This is a genomic window from Cellulomonas marina, assembly GCF_900111925.1.
GTDB lineage: Bacteria > Actinomycetota > Actinomycetes > Actinomycetales > Cellulomonadaceae > Cellulomonas > Cellulomonas marina.
The window spans coordinates 40,325-55,070 of the sequence record NZ_FOKA01000017.1 but is presented as its reverse complement, the minus strand read 5'-3'; the positions used below and the strand labels follow the sequence as shown (position 1 = coordinate 55,070).

Annotated in this window: 9 protein-coding genes; 3 read left to right on the top strand and 6 right to left on the bottom strand. The window is 76.8% G+C overall.

The annotated features are described in order from the left end of the window. Positions 1 to 16 precede the first annotated feature (16 nt). Positions 17 to 955 (top strand): SMP-30/gluconolactonase/LRE family protein, encoded by a 939-nt coding sequence (locus tag BM048_RS15465; protein WP_342351382.1) that lies wholly within the window; start codon positions 17 to 19, stop codon positions 953 to 955. A gap of 83 nt (positions 956 to 1,038) precedes the next feature. Here BM048_RS15465 and BM048_RS15460 read toward each other — a convergent pair whose 3' ends face one another. Then, entirely contained in the window at positions 1,039 to 1,716 is a 678-nt protein-coding gene (locus BM048_RS15460; RefSeq protein ID WP_175499579.1) for a hypothetical protein, read from the bottom strand. A 47-nt stretch (positions 1,717 to 1,763) separates the two neighbouring features. Beyond that, positions 1,764 to 2,252, bottom strand: a complete 489-nt coding sequence (locus BM048_RS18295) for a PRC-barrel domain-containing protein (protein WP_175499578.1) — start codon at positions 2,250 to 2,252, stop codon at positions 1,764 to 1,766. Positions 2,253 to 2,537: 285 nt separating this feature from the next. On the opposite strand from BM048_RS18295, the gene BM048_RS15450 reads away from it, so the two are divergent. Then, positions 2,538 to 4,655, top strand: a complete 2,118-nt coding sequence (locus BM048_RS15450) for a 5'-nucleotidase C-terminal domain-containing protein (RefSeq protein ID WP_090034393.1) — start codon at positions 2,538 to 2,540, stop codon at positions 4,653 to 4,655. A 57-nt stretch (positions 4,656 to 4,712) separates the two neighbouring features. On the opposite strand, the gene BM048_RS15445 is transcribed toward BM048_RS15450, so the two are convergent. Together BM048_RS15445 and BM048_RS15440 are read right to left on the bottom strand one after the other, a co-directional pair. After that, on the bottom strand, positions 4,713 to 6,788 hold the full coding sequence (locus BM048_RS15445; protein ID WP_239078909.1) for a beta-galactosidase: 2,076 nt from the start codon (positions 6,786 to 6,788) through the stop codon (positions 4,713 to 4,715). A 69-nt stretch (positions 6,789 to 6,857) separates the two neighbouring features. Next, positions 6,858 to 8,693, bottom strand: a complete 1,836-nt coding sequence (locus tag BM048_RS15440; RefSeq protein WP_090034392.1) for a glycoside hydrolase family 35 protein — start codon at positions 8,691 to 8,693, stop codon at positions 6,858 to 6,860. Between the two features lie 201 nt (positions 8,694 to 8,894). On the opposite strand from BM048_RS15440, the gene BM048_RS15435 reads away from it, so the two are divergent. After that, positions 8,895 to 11,069 (top strand): SpoIIE family protein phosphatase, encoded by a 2,175-nt coding sequence (locus BM048_RS15435; protein ID WP_090034390.1) that lies wholly within the window; start codon positions 8,895 to 8,897, stop codon positions 11,067 to 11,069. Positions 11,070 to 11,081: 12 nt separating this feature from the next. Here BM048_RS15435 and BM048_RS15430 read toward each other — a convergent pair whose 3' ends face one another. After that, entirely contained in the window at positions 11,082 to 12,590 is a 1,509-nt protein-coding gene (locus BM048_RS15430; RefSeq protein WP_175499577.1) for an apiosidase-like domain-containing protein, read from the bottom strand. Positions 12,591 to 12,707: 117 nt separating this feature from the next. Further along, positions 12,708 to 14,642: an apiosidase-like domain-containing protein gene (locus BM048_RS15425; protein WP_139224488.1), complete on the bottom strand. Its 1,935-nt coding sequence runs from the start codon at positions 14,640 to 14,642 to the stop codon at positions 12,708 to 12,710. Positions 14,643 to 14,746: the final 104 nt, after the last annotated feature.

Here is a 14,746-nt window from a genome sequence, read left to right as displayed (position 1 = left end):
CCCGGCGGGGCGCGCGGTGGCGGTCCGCCCCGGCCGCGGGGAGGGTGGCGGTGCGGCCCGTGCCGGGTCGCGGACGACGACGGAGGGCACGGGCATGGCGGCGACGGGCACGGGGCAGGCCGAGCAGGTCACGGAGGCACTGGCGTACCACGCGGAGGGGCCGGTGTGGCACCCCTCGTGGGGCGGTCTGCGCTGGGTCGACATGCACGCCGGGGACCTGCTCACGCTGCGGGCGGACGGCTCCGTGGACCGGCTGCACGTCGGGACGCTCGCGGCGTTCGTGCGGCCTCGCACCCGCGGCGGATACGTCGTCGGGCTGCAGCGCGGGATCGGGCTGGCGGACGACGTGGACGCGCCGCCGGTGGCGCTGCCCGAGCTCTGGACGGAGGGGGACGTCCGCATGAACGAGGGCGGGTGCGACCCGGCCGGCACGCTGTACGCGGGGTCGATGGCCACGGACGGGAGCCCGGGGCGGGGGACGCTCTGGCGGGTGGCCGCCGACGGCACCGCCGCCCCGCTGCTCACCCCGGTGTCGATCTCCAACGGGATCGACGTCAGCCCGGACGGCTCCCTGGCCTACTACAACGACACGGCGACCGGTGGCACCGACGTCCTGGACGTGCGGGACGGCGCGCTGACGGGGCGGCGGCCCTGGTGGCGCGGCCAGGACGACGAGCGGCCGGACGGCCTCGTCGTCGACGCGGCCGGGAACGTGTGGGTCGCGCTCAACGGCGCCGGGGCGGTCCGCTGCCTGTCGCCGGAGGGCCGCACGCTCGCGGAGGTCGCGCTGCCGGCGTCCGGCGTGACGGCCTGCACCCTCGGCGGCGAGGACGGGCGGGACCTGTTCGTCACGACGTCCCGCGAGGGGCTGGACGACCCCGAGCCCGAGGCCGGGGCCGTGTTCCGGGCGCGCGTCGAGGTGCCCGGGAAGCCCGTGCTGCCCTACGCCGGCTGACGGCGCACCGTCCTGCCGGCCCGGGACGACGACGGCGCGGCCCCCGGGTGGGGGACCGCGCCGTCGTCGTGCGGGAGGGGTCGTCAGCTGGCGAGGCCGACCTTGTCGACCTTGCGGTGGAACCGCATGCCGGCGATGCCGCCGAGGATGGCGCCGACGAGGCTGGCGGCCGCGACGATGAGCACCGCCACGACGCCGCTCGTCGTCAGCTCGCCCTCGCCCACCGGCAGGCGCGGGAAGGCGTTGAGCTGCGCGAGCACGTCGAACTGGTTGCCGGCGACGAGGCCGAGCACCGCGACGACGACGGCCACGACGACGGCCCAGACCCACACGGCGATGCCCTGCTTGACGCCGTCGAACCGCGCCATGCGGCCGGCGACGTACCCGCCGCAGTAGTAGGCGACGAGCACGATGACGAGCAGGGCGATCGAGCCGGCGATGCCGACCGTCTCGGGCTGCGAGGCGACGTCGTCGAGCGTGGTGTCGGTCGCGACGCTGACGGCCGTGCCGGCGCCCGCCAGGAGGGCGGTGAGCAGGACGGCCGTGCCGGTCGCGGTCAGCCAGCCGAAGAAGGCCGAGCCGACCTTCACGCCGCCGAACGCCTCCTTCTCACGCGCCACGACGCTCGCGCGGTCCCGGCCGAAGGCCTTGGCGGACATGGCGCCCCCACCGGAGGTGCCGGTCGGGTCGGTGGTGCCGGAGGCGCCGGGGTCGCGGGTGGTGCCGCGGCCGTCGGCCGGCGGGGTGACGGGGGTGCTCATGGTTCCTCCTGGGGTGCGCGCGGTGCGCGGGGTCGGGTGCCCGCCGGTCAGCGGGCAGGACCGTCGGCGCGATGGGCTGCACGCGAGGTCTCGTGGGACGGGCCGCCCGGCGTCGCCGGACCGTCCCCGTCGTCCGTCCGGTGGTGGTCGTCGTGGTGGTCGTCGTGGTCGTCGTCGGGGTCGTCGTCGGGGTCGTGGTCGGGCAGGTGGTCCGTGCCCGTGGCGACGTAGTGCGCGCGCAGCGTCGCCTCGTCGTCGGGGGAGAGGCGCCCGTCGGGGGCCGTGACGTCCGGTGCGTGCTTGAGGAGCTTGGCGTCGTACGGCACGGTGATCGCGTCGCCGTCGACGCCCGCGTCGTCGAGCGGCACGAGCACGGTCCGGTGGCGCAGGCGTCCGACGAGCACGGCGACCCACGCGGGCTGTCCGGTGCCGGCGCCGAGGAACACGTCCTGGACGCGCCCGACGGCCTTGCCGTCGGCGGCCACCACGTGCCCGCCACCGGCCAGCACGGGCGCGATGTCCTCGGTCGTCAGCACCCTGCGTCTCCTGTCCTGCCGGCCGGCCGGCCGTCGTCGCGGCGCGCCGTCCGCGCACCCTCGACGCCGACGGTAGGCACGCCGCTGCCGCCCCGCACCTCGGCGGGTCCGGACAGAGGGGACGTACCGGGCGGTACGGTGGGGGCACCGACGGGGTACGGGTGACGCACCTGCAGCCCACGGGTGCTGCACAGCCGGCGTGCCCGGTCGGGTGGGCCCACGTCGGCCGGCGCACCACCCGACCGACGCCGGCGCCCGCCGGTGTCCCCCCACCCCGGGAGACCCATGCCCGCTCGTCCGCTCCCCGGCGCCGCGGCCGCCGCCACGGCCGCCGCCGCGCTCGCCGCCCTCGCCCTCGGCCTCGCCGCCGCCGCCGCCCCGGCCGCCGCGGCCCCCGCCGACGAGGGCCTCGAGCTCACCCTCCTGGCGACGACCGACGTGCACGGCCACGTGCGCAACTGGGACTACTTCGCCGACACCGAGTACACCGACGACGACGTGCTCGGCCTGACCCGTGTCGGCACCGTCGTCCATCAGGTCCGCGCCGAGCGCGGGGCGGAGTCCGTCGTCGTCGTCGACAACGGCGACGCCATCCAGGGCACGCCCCTGACCTACTGGTACGGCTACGGCCCGGGCCGGGCGGGCGTGCTCGCCGGCTCGACCGTCCACCCGATGGCCCAGGCGTTCAACACCATCGGCTACGACGCGCAGGTCGTCGGCAACCACGAGTACAACTACGGCCTGGACCTGCTGGCCGCCTACGACCGCGACCTCGCCGCGCCGCTGCTGGGCGCGAACGTCGTGGACGTGGCGACCGGGCAGCCGTACCACACCGACCCCGAGGGCCGGCCGTACACCCTGATCGAGCGGGAGGTCGACGGCCGCACGGTGACGATCGGCGTCCTGGGCCTGGTCACCCCCGGGGTGCGCGTGTGGGACGAGCAGTACGTCGACGGCGTGCTCGAGTTCCGCGACATGGTCACCACCGCGAAGGAGTGGGTGCCGGTCGTCGACGCGCAGGCCGACGTCGTCGTCGTCCTCGCCCACACCGGTCAGGGCACGGTGCCCGACGACGCCTACGACCCCGCGGCGCTGCCCGAGGACGTGGCCAACAACATCGCGGTGCAGGTGCCGGGCATCGACGTGCTCGTCGCCGGGCACAGCCACCAGGACGTGCCCGAGGAGGTGTACACGAACGTCGCCGGCGAGAAGGTGCTGCTGACCCAGCCGTACTACTGGGCGCGCGGCGTCACGGAGACGACCCTGCACCTCGTCGACGACGGCGCCGGCGGCCTCGAGGTGAGCTGGGACGGCGACGACGCCCCGCGGGCGGTCGCCCGCTACGGCCAGGACGTGCCGACCGAGAGCCAGGCCGTGCTCGACGCGGTCGCCGACGAGCACGCGACGACCGTGGACTACGTCAACACGCCCGTGGCGACGTCCGTGACGGAGCTGCCGGCGGCGACCTCCCGCTACGAGGACACGCCCATCATCGACTTCATCAACGACGTCCAGGCGCGGACCCTCGACGCGGCGCTCGACGGCACGGCGCTGGCCGACGTGCCCGTCATCAGCCAGGCCTCGCCGTTCTCCCGGACCGCCGTCTTCCCGCAGGGCGAGGTGACGATCCGCGACATCGCCGGGCTGTACATCTACGAGAACACCCTGCGCGGCGTCGAGCTGACCGGCGCGCAGGTGCTCGACTACCTCGAGTACTCGGCCCGGTACTTCGTGCAGACCGCGCCGGGCGCGGCCTTCGACCCCGCCACGGGCACCAACGCCGCGTACCCCGACCGCCCCCAGGGCGTGCCGGACTACAACTACGACGTGCTGTCGGGCCTCGACTACACGATCGACGTCTCGCAGCCCGTGGGCGCGCGCATCGGCGACCTGACGTACCCGGACGGCAGGCCGGTCGGCGACGCGGACCGGTTCGTCCTGGCCGTCAACAACTACCGGCAGAGCGGCGGCGGGGCCTTCCCGCACGTCGCCGACGCGCCGGTCGTGTACGACGAGCTGCTGGAGATCCGCCAGCTGCTCATCGAGGAGGCGCAGCGCACGGGGACGATCGACCCGGCGACGTTCGCGGACGCCAGCTGGACGCTCACGACGGGGTCCGTCGCGCCCGACCCGACCCCGGACCCGACCCCCGTCCCGGACCCGACGCCCACCGTCGCCCCGGACCCGACGGCGTCCCCGACCCCCACGCCGACGGCGGTACCGACGACGGGTCCGACCGCCGGCCCCACCGCGAGCCCGACGCCCGCGGTCGCCGCGGCCCGCCCCGGCCGCGGTGGGCTCGCGAGCACCGGTGCCGAGGCCGGGGTCCTGGCTCTCGTCGCCGGGACCGGCCTCGTCTCCGGGGCGGTCCTGCTGCTGGTGCGCCGCCGGCACCGGGCCTGACGCGACGGGCCGGCGTCACCCCGCGCAGGGTGGCGCCGGCCCGCCGGTGCGGCGGCGTCAGCCGCGCAGCACCAGCGCGTCGTGCCCAGCGACCGTCCGGGCGCCCCCGGCCAGCGGCACCCGCACCGCCTGCGGCGTGTGGTTGACGACGACGAGGACCTCCCCGCGCCGCACCGCCTCGACGCCCGCGGTCGGCGCGGTCAGCAGCGGCTCCACGCCCGCCTCGCCCGTCCAGCGGTCGACGAGCGCGTCGAGGAGCGCCTCGTCGGGCAGGGTCGCGACGTACCACGCGGCCCCGGCGCCGTGCGTGCGCCGGGTGAGCGCCGCCCCGCCGGCGGCGTGGCCGTCGGCGAAGGTCGCGAGCACCTGCGCGTCCTGCACCTGCAGCACCTCCTGCCACGTCGTGGCCGTGCCGGAGAGCCCGCCGTCGACGGCGTCGCCCGGCGCGCCGGCCAGCCGCGTCACGGGCGCGGCGGCCCCGGGAGCCCCGACGAGGGGCGCCTGCTCCTCCACCCGCACGCCGAGCGTGCCCTGCAGCGGCCCGAGGTAGCCCCCGAGGCGCACGTGCAGGTCGCGGTCGAGCACCGCCGAGCCGTAGCCCACGACGAGGTGCCCGCCGCCGCGCACGTAGGCGTCGAGGCCCTCGAGCTCCTCCGTCGACGCGACCTGCAGCAGTGGCGCGACGACGAGGTCGTACCCGGACAGGTCCGCGCCCGGCGGGCGCAGGTCGACGGTGACGCCGCGGCGCAGGAAGGGCCGGTACCAGGCGAGCAGGTGCTCGACGTAGTCGGTCCGGGCCGGTACGGCCTCCTGCTCCACCGCACGCCAGGAGTCCCAGTCGAGCAGGAGCGCGACCCGGGACGGCACACGCGTCCCGGCGACCTCGGCCGACAGCTCGGCCAGCTCGCGGCCGAGCGCGCAGACCTCGCGGAAGACCCGGGAGTCGGGCCCGACGTGCGGGACCATCCCCGAGTGGAACTTCTCCGCCCCCGCGGCGGACTGCCGCCACTGGAAGTGCAGGATGCCGTCGGCGCCGCGGCCCACGGCCTGCAGGGACTGCGCGCGGTGCAGGCCCGCGGGCTTGGGCGCGTTGGCGGCCCGCCAGTTCACGGCGCTCGTCGCGCTCTCCATGAGCAGCCACGGCTGGCCGTCGCGCAGGGAGCGCATGAGGTCGCGGGACGCCGCGAGCCGGACGTACGCCTCGGGGTCCGCGGGGTCGGGGTAGGCGTCGTCGGTGACGACGTCGACGTGGGGCGCCCACGCCCAGTAGTCGGCGGCCTTGAAGAAGCCCATGAAGTTCGTCGTCACGGGCACGGCCGGCGTGACCCGGCGCAGGACGTCCACCTCGGTCCGGTGCAGCGCCAGCAGGGCGTCGGAGCTGAACCGGTCGAAGTCCAGGACCTGCGTCGGGTTCGCGAACGTCGGCATGGCGCGCGGGGCGTCGACCTCGTCGAAGGAGTCATAGCGCTGCGACCAGAAGGCCGTGCCCCACGCCTCGTTGAGCCGCTCGACCGTGCCGTAGCGCTCGGCCAGCCAGGCGCGGAACGCCGCGACCGACTCCGCGTCGTAGGAGCGGGGGACGTGGCAGCCGTACTCGTTGTTGACGTGCCAGGCGGCCAGCGCCGGGTGGTCGCCGTAGCGCTCCGCCAGCGTCTCGACGAGGCGCAGCGCGTGCTCGCGGTACGCGGACGACGAGGGGCTGTACTGCTGGCGCGAGCCCGGGTGCAGGGTGACGCCGTCGGCCGTCACGGGCAGGGAGCTCGGGTGCTCGCGCGCCAGCCATGCCGGCGGCGAGGCCGTCGCGGTGGCCAGCAGCACGCGCACACCGCCGCGGTGCAGGCGGTCGAGCACGTCGTCGAGCCACGCGAGGTCGTACTCCTTGGGGCGCGGCTCGAGGCGGGCCCACGAGAAGACTCCGACGGTGGCCAGCGTGACGCCGGCCTGCTGCATGAGCGTGACGTCCTCTTCCCACACCGCGGGGTCCCACTGCTCGGGGTTGTAGTCCCCGCCGTACTGCAGGCGCTCCGACAGGCGCGCGGTGGCGGCGGCCTGCGGCGGGGCGCCGTCCGTGGGGCCGGTCGTCGGGTCGGGGGTCGGGTCGGGGGTCGGGTCGGTCGTCGCGGGCTGGGTCACGGCTCTCCTCGTCGAGGCGGCGTCGGGGCGGGTGGGCAGGTGGATGGAGGGTGGGTGGACGGGCAGTGCCTACTGCTCCGTGTGCCCGAGGTCGGGCCAGGCGAGGGTGCGGGCGACGGCGTCGGCGGCCCCGAGCTCGAGCACGACGAGCTCGTTGACGCCCGCGCGGGTGGCCGGGCCGGGCACGTAGAGCGTGCGCTGGGGGCCGCGCGACCAGTACCGGCCCAGCGCGAAGCCGTTCACCCAGGCGAGGCCCTTGCCCCAGCCGCGCGTGTCGAGGAACAGGTCGGCGGGCTCGTCGAGCACGAGCTCCGCACGGGCCAGCACCGGCCCCGCGAGCGGTCGCCCGTCCGCCGCGGCGGGCGCGCCCCCGGCGGCCGCCGGGCCCTCGCGGAGGACGCCGTGCACCACGCCGACGAGCCCGTCGTGGTCGACCGCGAGCGTCGACCAGCCGCCGACGGGTGCCCCGTCGAGCCGCACGGGCCCGACGAGCCCCTTCGGCTCGCCCAGCCGCGGGCCGTAGTTCACGCGTCCCTGGTCCTCGACGAGGACCGTCAGCTCGCCGTGCCCGCGCGGCAGGACGAGGGCCGTGTCGTGGTGGTCGCGGTGCAGCACCCCGACGGGGGCGCCGTCGAGCAGCACCTGCGCGCGGTCGCGCACCTCGGCCACCCGCAGCACCGCCGGGCCGTCCCCGCCGGTGAGCGTCGTGCGGTAGGCGACGAAACCGCGCCAGTGCCCGAGGTCGTCGTGGGTGGGCGGGACGCCCGCGCCGCGGTGGCCGGTCCCGGTCGTGCGCCCGCCGTCCTCGTCGTGCACCCGCCACGGCGCGAGCCGCTCGGCCGCGGCGAGCAGGCCGACGACGGGCCGCAGGGGCGCGCTGGTCTCCGGAGCCGGCTTGGCCGGCTCCGGCACCTCGTCGGGCACGGGCGCGTACCGGGCGATCACCTCCCGGAACCGCCAGAACTTCTCCGTCGGCCGGCCCGCCTCGTCGATCGGTGCGTCGTAGTCGTAGCTGGTCAGCGTCGGCTGGTAGACGCCCTTGTCGTTGGCCCCGGAGGTGAGCCCGAAGCTCGTGCCGCCGTGGACCATGTAGACGTTGACGGAGGCGCCGGCGGCCAGGAGCGCGTCGAGCTCGGCCGCGGAGGCGGCGGCGTCGGTGGTGTGGTGGTGCGCGCCCCAGTGGTCGAACCAGCCGCACCAGAACTCCGCGCACATGAGGGGGCCGGTCGGCTGGGCGGCGCGCAGCGTGGCCAGGCGTTCGACGGCGCGTGAGCCGAAGGACCCGGTGCTGTGCAGCTCGGGCACGGACCCGGCCCGCAGCATCTCGGGCTCGGGCTGGTCGATGGAGGTCAGCGGCACCGTGATGCCGGCGTCGCGGGTGATCCGCACCAGCTCGCGCAGGTAGTCGTGGTCGTCGCCGTAGGCGCCGTACTCGTTCTCCACCTGCACGAGCACCACGGGCCCGCCGCGGTCCACCTGCAGGGGCGCCACCAGCGCGTACACCTGGCGCAGGTACCGCTCGACCGCCGCCATGAAACGCGGCTCGCGGCGGCGCAGACCCACCTGCGGGTCGGCGGTCAGCCAGGCCGGGAGGCCGCCGTTGTCGAACTCCGCGCACACGTAGGGCCCGGGGCGCACGATCGCCCGCATGCCCTCGTCCTGCACGACCCGCAGGAAGGCGACGAGGTCGAGCCGCCCGTCCGTGTCGAAGCGGTCGGGGGTCGGGGCGTGCTCGTTCCACATGACGTACGTCTCGATCGTGTCGAGCCCCATGAGCCGTGCCGTGCGCACCCGGTCGCGCCAGTGCCCGGGGTGGATGCGCGTGAAGTGCAGCGCGCCCGACAGCAGCCGGACGGGCCGACCGTCCTCGAGGAAGTCGTGCTCGCCGATGGTGAAGGTCGTCATGCCGTCGTCATTGCCGGGGGGCTCCTCGCCGCAGGGGCGTCGTCGCCCCGATGTTCACGTCAACACCGCTGACGCAGCACGCTAGATGTTGACGTCGACATCGTCAACGACCTGCTCGTCGTCGGACGGGGCTGAGAGCGACGGACGGTCCCGCCCCGGGTCGGCGTGGCAACCGCAGGTCGCCCCCCGCATACTCTCGCCGTGACCGAGCAGCTGGTCGGACCCGACGCGTCCGCCGTCCCCGACGGGACCGCGGCGGCGGTCCCCGCGTCGCTGGACCTGGCCCTCGTGACCGGGTCCGCGCCGGCCGCCGTCCTGCTCGTCGACCTCGAGCGGCGCACGGTGGTCTACACCAACCCGGTGGCCGAGCAGCTCGCGCCGGCGGCTCGCCTGCCCGTCGGGCTGGACGCCTGGTCGGACCTGGCGGACCTGCGCGACGTCGAGGGCGCCGAGCTGTCCGACACGGCGCACCCGCTGTCCCGCATCGCCCGCTCCGAGCCGGTGACCGGGGAGGCCGTCTCCGCCGCCCGCACCAGCGAGCTCGGCGTGGAGCGGGCGCCCCTGTGGGTGGTCGCGCTGCCGATGCTCGACGCGCCGATGCTGCCCGGCCACGCCCTCGTGGTCCTGCTGCCGCTGGCGCGCCGCGGGGAGGTCCAGGCGGCGATCGACGCCGCGCAGACCCAGGCCGAGCTGCGCGACCGCGCGGTCCTGGCCACGGGGCTCTCCTTCACCGTGGCCGACGCGCGCGCCGACGACCTGCCGCTCGTCTGGGTGAACCCTGCCTTCACGGCCACGACGGGCTACGCGCCGGAGGAGGTGCTCGGGAAGAACTGCCGGTTCCTGCAGGGTCCGGGCACCGACGACGCGACGCGGCAGCGCATGCGGACGGCGCTGGACGCCGGGCAGGACGTGACCGTCACCCTGCTCAACTACCGCAAGGACGGCACGGCCTTCTGGAACCAGGTCGCCATGAGCCCCATCCACGGCCCGGACGGGGAGCTGACCCACTTCGTCGGCATCCAGGCCGACGTGACCGCCCGCGTCCTCGCCGACGAGGAGCGGGACGCCGCCCTCGACGCCGAGCGCCGCGCCCGGTCGCTGGCGGAGCGCGCCCAGCAGCGCCTCGACCTGCTGGCCCGCGCGACCACCCGCCTGGCCGGCAGCCTCGAGGTGGCCGAGGTGCGCGAGCGCCTGGCCGACCTCGTGCTGCCCCGCCTCGGGGACTGGGTCATGATCGCCTCCACCGACGAGCGCGGCCGGGTCCAGGAGGTGTCCGCCCGCCACCGCGACGCGGCGCGCACGCCGCAGCTCGAGGCGTACGTCGACCGGGTGCGGTCGGCCCTGGCGCCCGGACCGGTCATCCCGGCGCTGCTGCAGGGGCGCCTCGCGCGCCGCATCGCGGACTACGACGCGCCGTCGCGGCGCGAGGAGCGCGAGGAGTGGGTGACCGACCCGTCGGTCCTCGACGAGGGCGACGGGCTGGGCCGCTCGTCGGTGCTCATCGTCGCCCTGCCCGGTCGCCAGCGGGTGGCCGACGTGATGGTCCTCGCCCGCGGCCCCGCCTCCCCGCCGCACACCGATGACGACCTGGACCTCGCGCTCGAGCTCGGCCGGCGGGCCGGCATCATCCTCGACAACGCCCGCCTCTACCAGGCGCAGCACCGCATCGCCGAGACGTTGCAGCGCAGCCTCCTGCTCGACCTGCCCGCCGTGCCGGGCGTGACAGCGGCGGCCCGGTACCGGGCCTCGGAGTCGGGCGCCCAGGTCGGCGGCGACTTCTACGAGCTCGTCGACCTCCCGGGGGGAGCCGTCGGCGTGGCGGTCGGGGACGTCGTGGGGCACGACGTCCTGGCGGCCGCGCGGATGGGGCACCTGCGCGGGCTCCTGCGCGCGGCGGCCTGGGGCACGCCCGGCCGCTCGACGGCAGCGGTCGTCGAGCGGGTGGACGAGCTCGTCGTGGGCCTCGGGATCGCGACGATCGCGACCCTGGCCTACGCCCGGCTCGACCGCGAGGACGGCGGCTGGCTGCTGACCTCCACGAGCGCGGGCCACCCGCCCCTGCTGCTGCGCCACCCCGACGGGCAGGTGGCGTCCGTGGACGAGGCCCGCCACCTCCTGCTGGGCGTCGACCCGGGGCCGCGCACGAGCGCCGAGCGGCACCTGCCCCCGGGCACGACGCTGCTGGCCTACACCGACGGGCTCGTCGAGCGGCGGGGGGAGCACCTGCAGGTCGGGCTCGACCGGCTGCGCGCAGCCGTGGCGGCGGGTCCCGCCGACCCCGACGCGCTGTGCGACCACCTGCTGGCGGCCATGGGCGACGAGGGGGACGACATCGCCCTGCTCGCGGTGCGGCTGGAGGACCCCGGCACGGTGTAGGCGCGGGCGCGGTCAGCCGGCGGTGAGCACGAGCACGACGTCGGGAGAGCCGGCCCCCTCGGGGGCCCGCAGGGTCACCACGCAGTCCCCGTCCGCGTCGGCGGGGTCGAGGCGGCCCGCGTCGGTCGTACCCCCGGTGGCGGGATCGAGCCAGGCGACGCCGGCCGGACGGCCGTCCTCGGGCCGCAGGGCGGCGGGCAGCTCGCGGACCTGGAGGTCGACCTCGCCGCCCCGGGGGACGTGGACGAGCGCGGTGCGTCCGTCGCCGGACACCGCCGCCGTCACGGGTGCGGGCCGGGCGTCCCCCTCGAGCTCGTCGTCGTCCAGGTCCTCGCCCAGGTCCTCCCCACCGGCGAGGAGGCCGGCCGCCGGCCGCAGGGGCAGGAGGTCCCGCACGGCCGTCGCGAGGACGCCGAGGTCGCCGGCGCTCGGGGCGTCGAGCAGGTCCTCCCACCGGCCGCCCTCCTCGCTGTCGGGCCCGTGCCCGGGGTCCAGGTCCCACACGCCCTCGTGCCCCGCCGCGAACCCGGCGCCGCCCAGCACGGCGCCCCAGGCCTGCGCGCGCAGGTCCGCCCGGTCGAGCACCGGGTCGTCCTCGCGGCCGTCGTAGTACGCCTCCGTGAGGACGACCGGCCGGCCCGTGCCGGTCACCTGCGCCACCGCGGCTGCCGTCGCCGTGCCGGAGTAGGCCGAGACGAAGGTCTGCCAGTCCTCGTCCGCGAGGTCCACGAGGCTGCTCGTCCCGCGCGAGGCGTGGTAGCTCATGAGGTGCGGCACGGCCTCCGCGTCCCGGATGGCCTCCGCCATCGCCCGCGTCGCCGCCCGCGCGTCGCGCACCTCCTCCCGGCCCGCAACCGCGGGGTCGACGCGGTCCACGTCGCCGCGCACGTCGTCGTCGCCGCCCAGCAGCCACAGCAGGTTCGGGTGGTGGCCGAGCCGCTCCCCGAGGAACGCGCCGTAGGCGCGGGCGTCGTCGACGCCCAGGGCGCCGCGCCAGTCCTCGCCGCGGTAGCCGTACCAGGACGGCACCAGGGTGACGGTGAGCCCGTGCTCCGCGGCGAGCGTCACGAGGTGGTCGACGTGGTCCCAGTAGTCGTAGTCGCCGTCCGTCGGGTCGTCCGTGCGCCCGCCGACCTCGAGGGGCCGGCCCAGGTCGCCGTCCTCGAGCGGGCGGTCGCCGTACGCGTTGGCCAGCGGGTCGTCCTCGAACCCCGCCGGGCCCGGCAGGTGCACGAAGGGCAGGACGGACACCTGCAGCGCGGTCAGCCCCTGCTCCGCGCGGGTCTCGACGAGCGTGCGCAGGCCCTCCTGGTCCAGCCGGGCCGCCGCCAGCCACACCGTGTCGGCCAGGTGGAGCACCGGCCGCCCGTCCGCGTCGACCAGCCCCGTGCCGTCCTCGGACGCGGCGAGGGGCCAGGCCGGCGCGGCGGGCGCCTCGTCGCCCCGGTCGCGCCGCACCAGCACGACGACCACGACGAGCACCACCACGAGGAGGGCGGCCACGAGGGCGACGAGGGCCACGGGCGGGAGCGGGCCGGGGGAGGGGGACCGGGACGCGCGCACCGGCCCAGCCTGTCACGGGGGCGGTGGGCCCTGTCCGCCGAGCGTCGGGCGACAGGCGTCGGACCGGCCCTTCTCCTACCGCGCCTCGATGACGAGCACGGCGTCCGCGGTGCCGGGCGTCGTCAGGCGCACGCTCCCGCTCGCGGGGCGGTCGCCGAGCTCGGTGCGCACGCCCGTGGCGGGGGACAGCCACGCCAGGCGGACGGTGGTGCCGCCGAGCGCGGCGAGGTCCACCGTCAGCGTGCGGGGCGTCGGCACGTAGGTGAGGGCGGTGCGGCCGGCGCAGCCCGTGACCGCGCGGTCCGTCGTGGCCGGGTCGCCCGCGCCGGCGAGGAGGACCGTCGGCCCGGGACGCACGGGGCCGAGCGGCCGCAGCAGGGTCCGCAGCCGCGTCACGTCCGCGGCCGAGGGCGCCGACAGGGCGGTCCGCCACGTGCCGTCCAGGTCCCACACCGCCTCGTGCCCGTAGGCGTACCCCGCGCCACCCAGCACCGCGGCCCACGCCTGCGTGCGCAGCCGGCGCGCGTCGAGCACGGGCGTGCTGGTCCGGCCGTCGTAGTAGGCCTCGGTGACGACGACGGGGCGGCCCCGACCGCTCGCGGCGGCGACCGCGGCGGCGACGCGCTCGTCGGCGTAGGCGGAGACGAGGGTGTGCCAGGGCCGGTCGCCGAAGTGCACGAGGCTGCTGACCGTGCGGCGGGCGTGGTACGTCATGAGGTGACGGACGGGCTCGGCGGCCCGGATCGCGGCAGCCATGGCGTCGGTGGCGGCGGTGCGGTCGGAACGGTCCCCGCCGGCGGGGACGCGGGCCGTGTCGTCGGACGTCGGGTTGTTGTCCCCGCCGAGCATCCACACGAGGTTGGGGGCGTCGCCGAGGCGGGTGGCGAGGAAGCGTCCGTAGGACGTCGCGGCCGTCGTCGTCAGGTGGCGACGCCAGTCCTCCCCGGCGTAGCCGTACCAGGAGGGCACCAGCGTCACGGCGAGCCCGCGCTGGGCCGCCTGGTCCACCACCCAGTCGAGGTGGTCCCAGTAGTCGTAGTCCGGGCTGGCGGGGTCGGTGGTGCGCGCGCCGACCTCGAGCGGCCGCGCCAGGTCCGTCCCCCCGACGAAGGGCAGGTCGCCGTACGCGTTGCGCGGGTCGTCGCGGTGCAGGAAGGCCAGCGCCGAGAGCTGGACGGCGGTGAAGCCCTGCGCGGCGCGGGTGTCGAGCAGCGCGCGGGTGGCCGCCTGGTCGAGGCTCGTCGGCGCGAGCCACGGCGTGTCGGCGAGGTAGGTGAAGGGGGCGCCGACGGCGTCGACGAGGCGGGTGCCGTCGGCGGACGCGCGCAGCGGGAACGCCGGACGGGTGGTCGGGGCGGCGTCGGTGGCCGCACCGCCCGTGCTGGTGGTCGGCAGGAGCACGGCCTCGACCGCTGACAGCGTCGTGAGGTCGCGCGACGCCGTGAGCGCGAGGTCGAGCACGCCGTCGCGCACCTCGACGTCGGCCGTGACGCGGTGGGCCGTGCGCGGGCCGGCCGTCGCGACGAGGTCCAGCCCCGTGACGACCGGCCGCCCCTCGGCGGTGACCGAGAGCACGCGCCGCCCGACGGCGGTGTGGTAGTTCTCGACGAGGTGCAGCGTCATGCGGTAGGTGCCGGCCGCGGGAACCCGCACCGGCTGCGCCGACAGCCCGACGCGGGGCCGCGCGTAGAGGCCGTCGTCGGTGGTGCCGGCCACCGAGGTCAGGGGCGTCGTCGCGGCGCGGCCGCCGACGGTGCCCGTCGCCGCCGCCCACGTCCGGCCCGCCGCGTCCCGGAAGGGTGCGCCGGCGAGGGTCACCCGCACGGCCGACGTGCCGGTGCTGTCCGTGGTGGCCGTGGCGGCGGCCGGGGCGGCGGCCAGCGGGGCGACGAGCGCGGCGGCGAGCACGGCGGTGATCCCGCCGAGCAGGGGCAGGCGGCGTGGCGCACGGGTGGCGGCACGGGTGGCGGCACGGGTGGCGGCACGGGTGGCGGCACGGCGACGAGGCATGCTCCGGAGGTCGGTCGCGCGGGTGAAATCCCTGAGCCGGACGGGGCACGTCGCGGCGCGGTCCACACGTTCGGAGCAGTGCGTCCGCCCGACGCCGACGAGCC

Coding starts and splice junctions, on each gene's coding strand:
- BM048_RS15460 (WP_175499579.1), bottom strand. CDS start 1,716: ATGAGCACCCCCGTCACCCCGCCGGCCGACGGCCGCGGCACCACCCGC.
- BM048_RS15450 (WP_090034393.1), top strand. CDS start 2,538: ATGCCCGCTCGTCCGCTCCCCGGCGCCGCGGCCGCCGCCACGGCCGCC.
- BM048_RS15440 (WP_090034392.1), bottom strand. CDS start 8,693: ATGACGACCTTCACCATCGGCGAGCACGACTTCCTCGAGGACGGTCGG.
- BM048_RS15425 (WP_139224488.1), bottom strand. CDS start 14,642: ATGCCTCGTCGCCGTGCCGCCACCCGTGCCGCCACCCGTGCCGCCACC.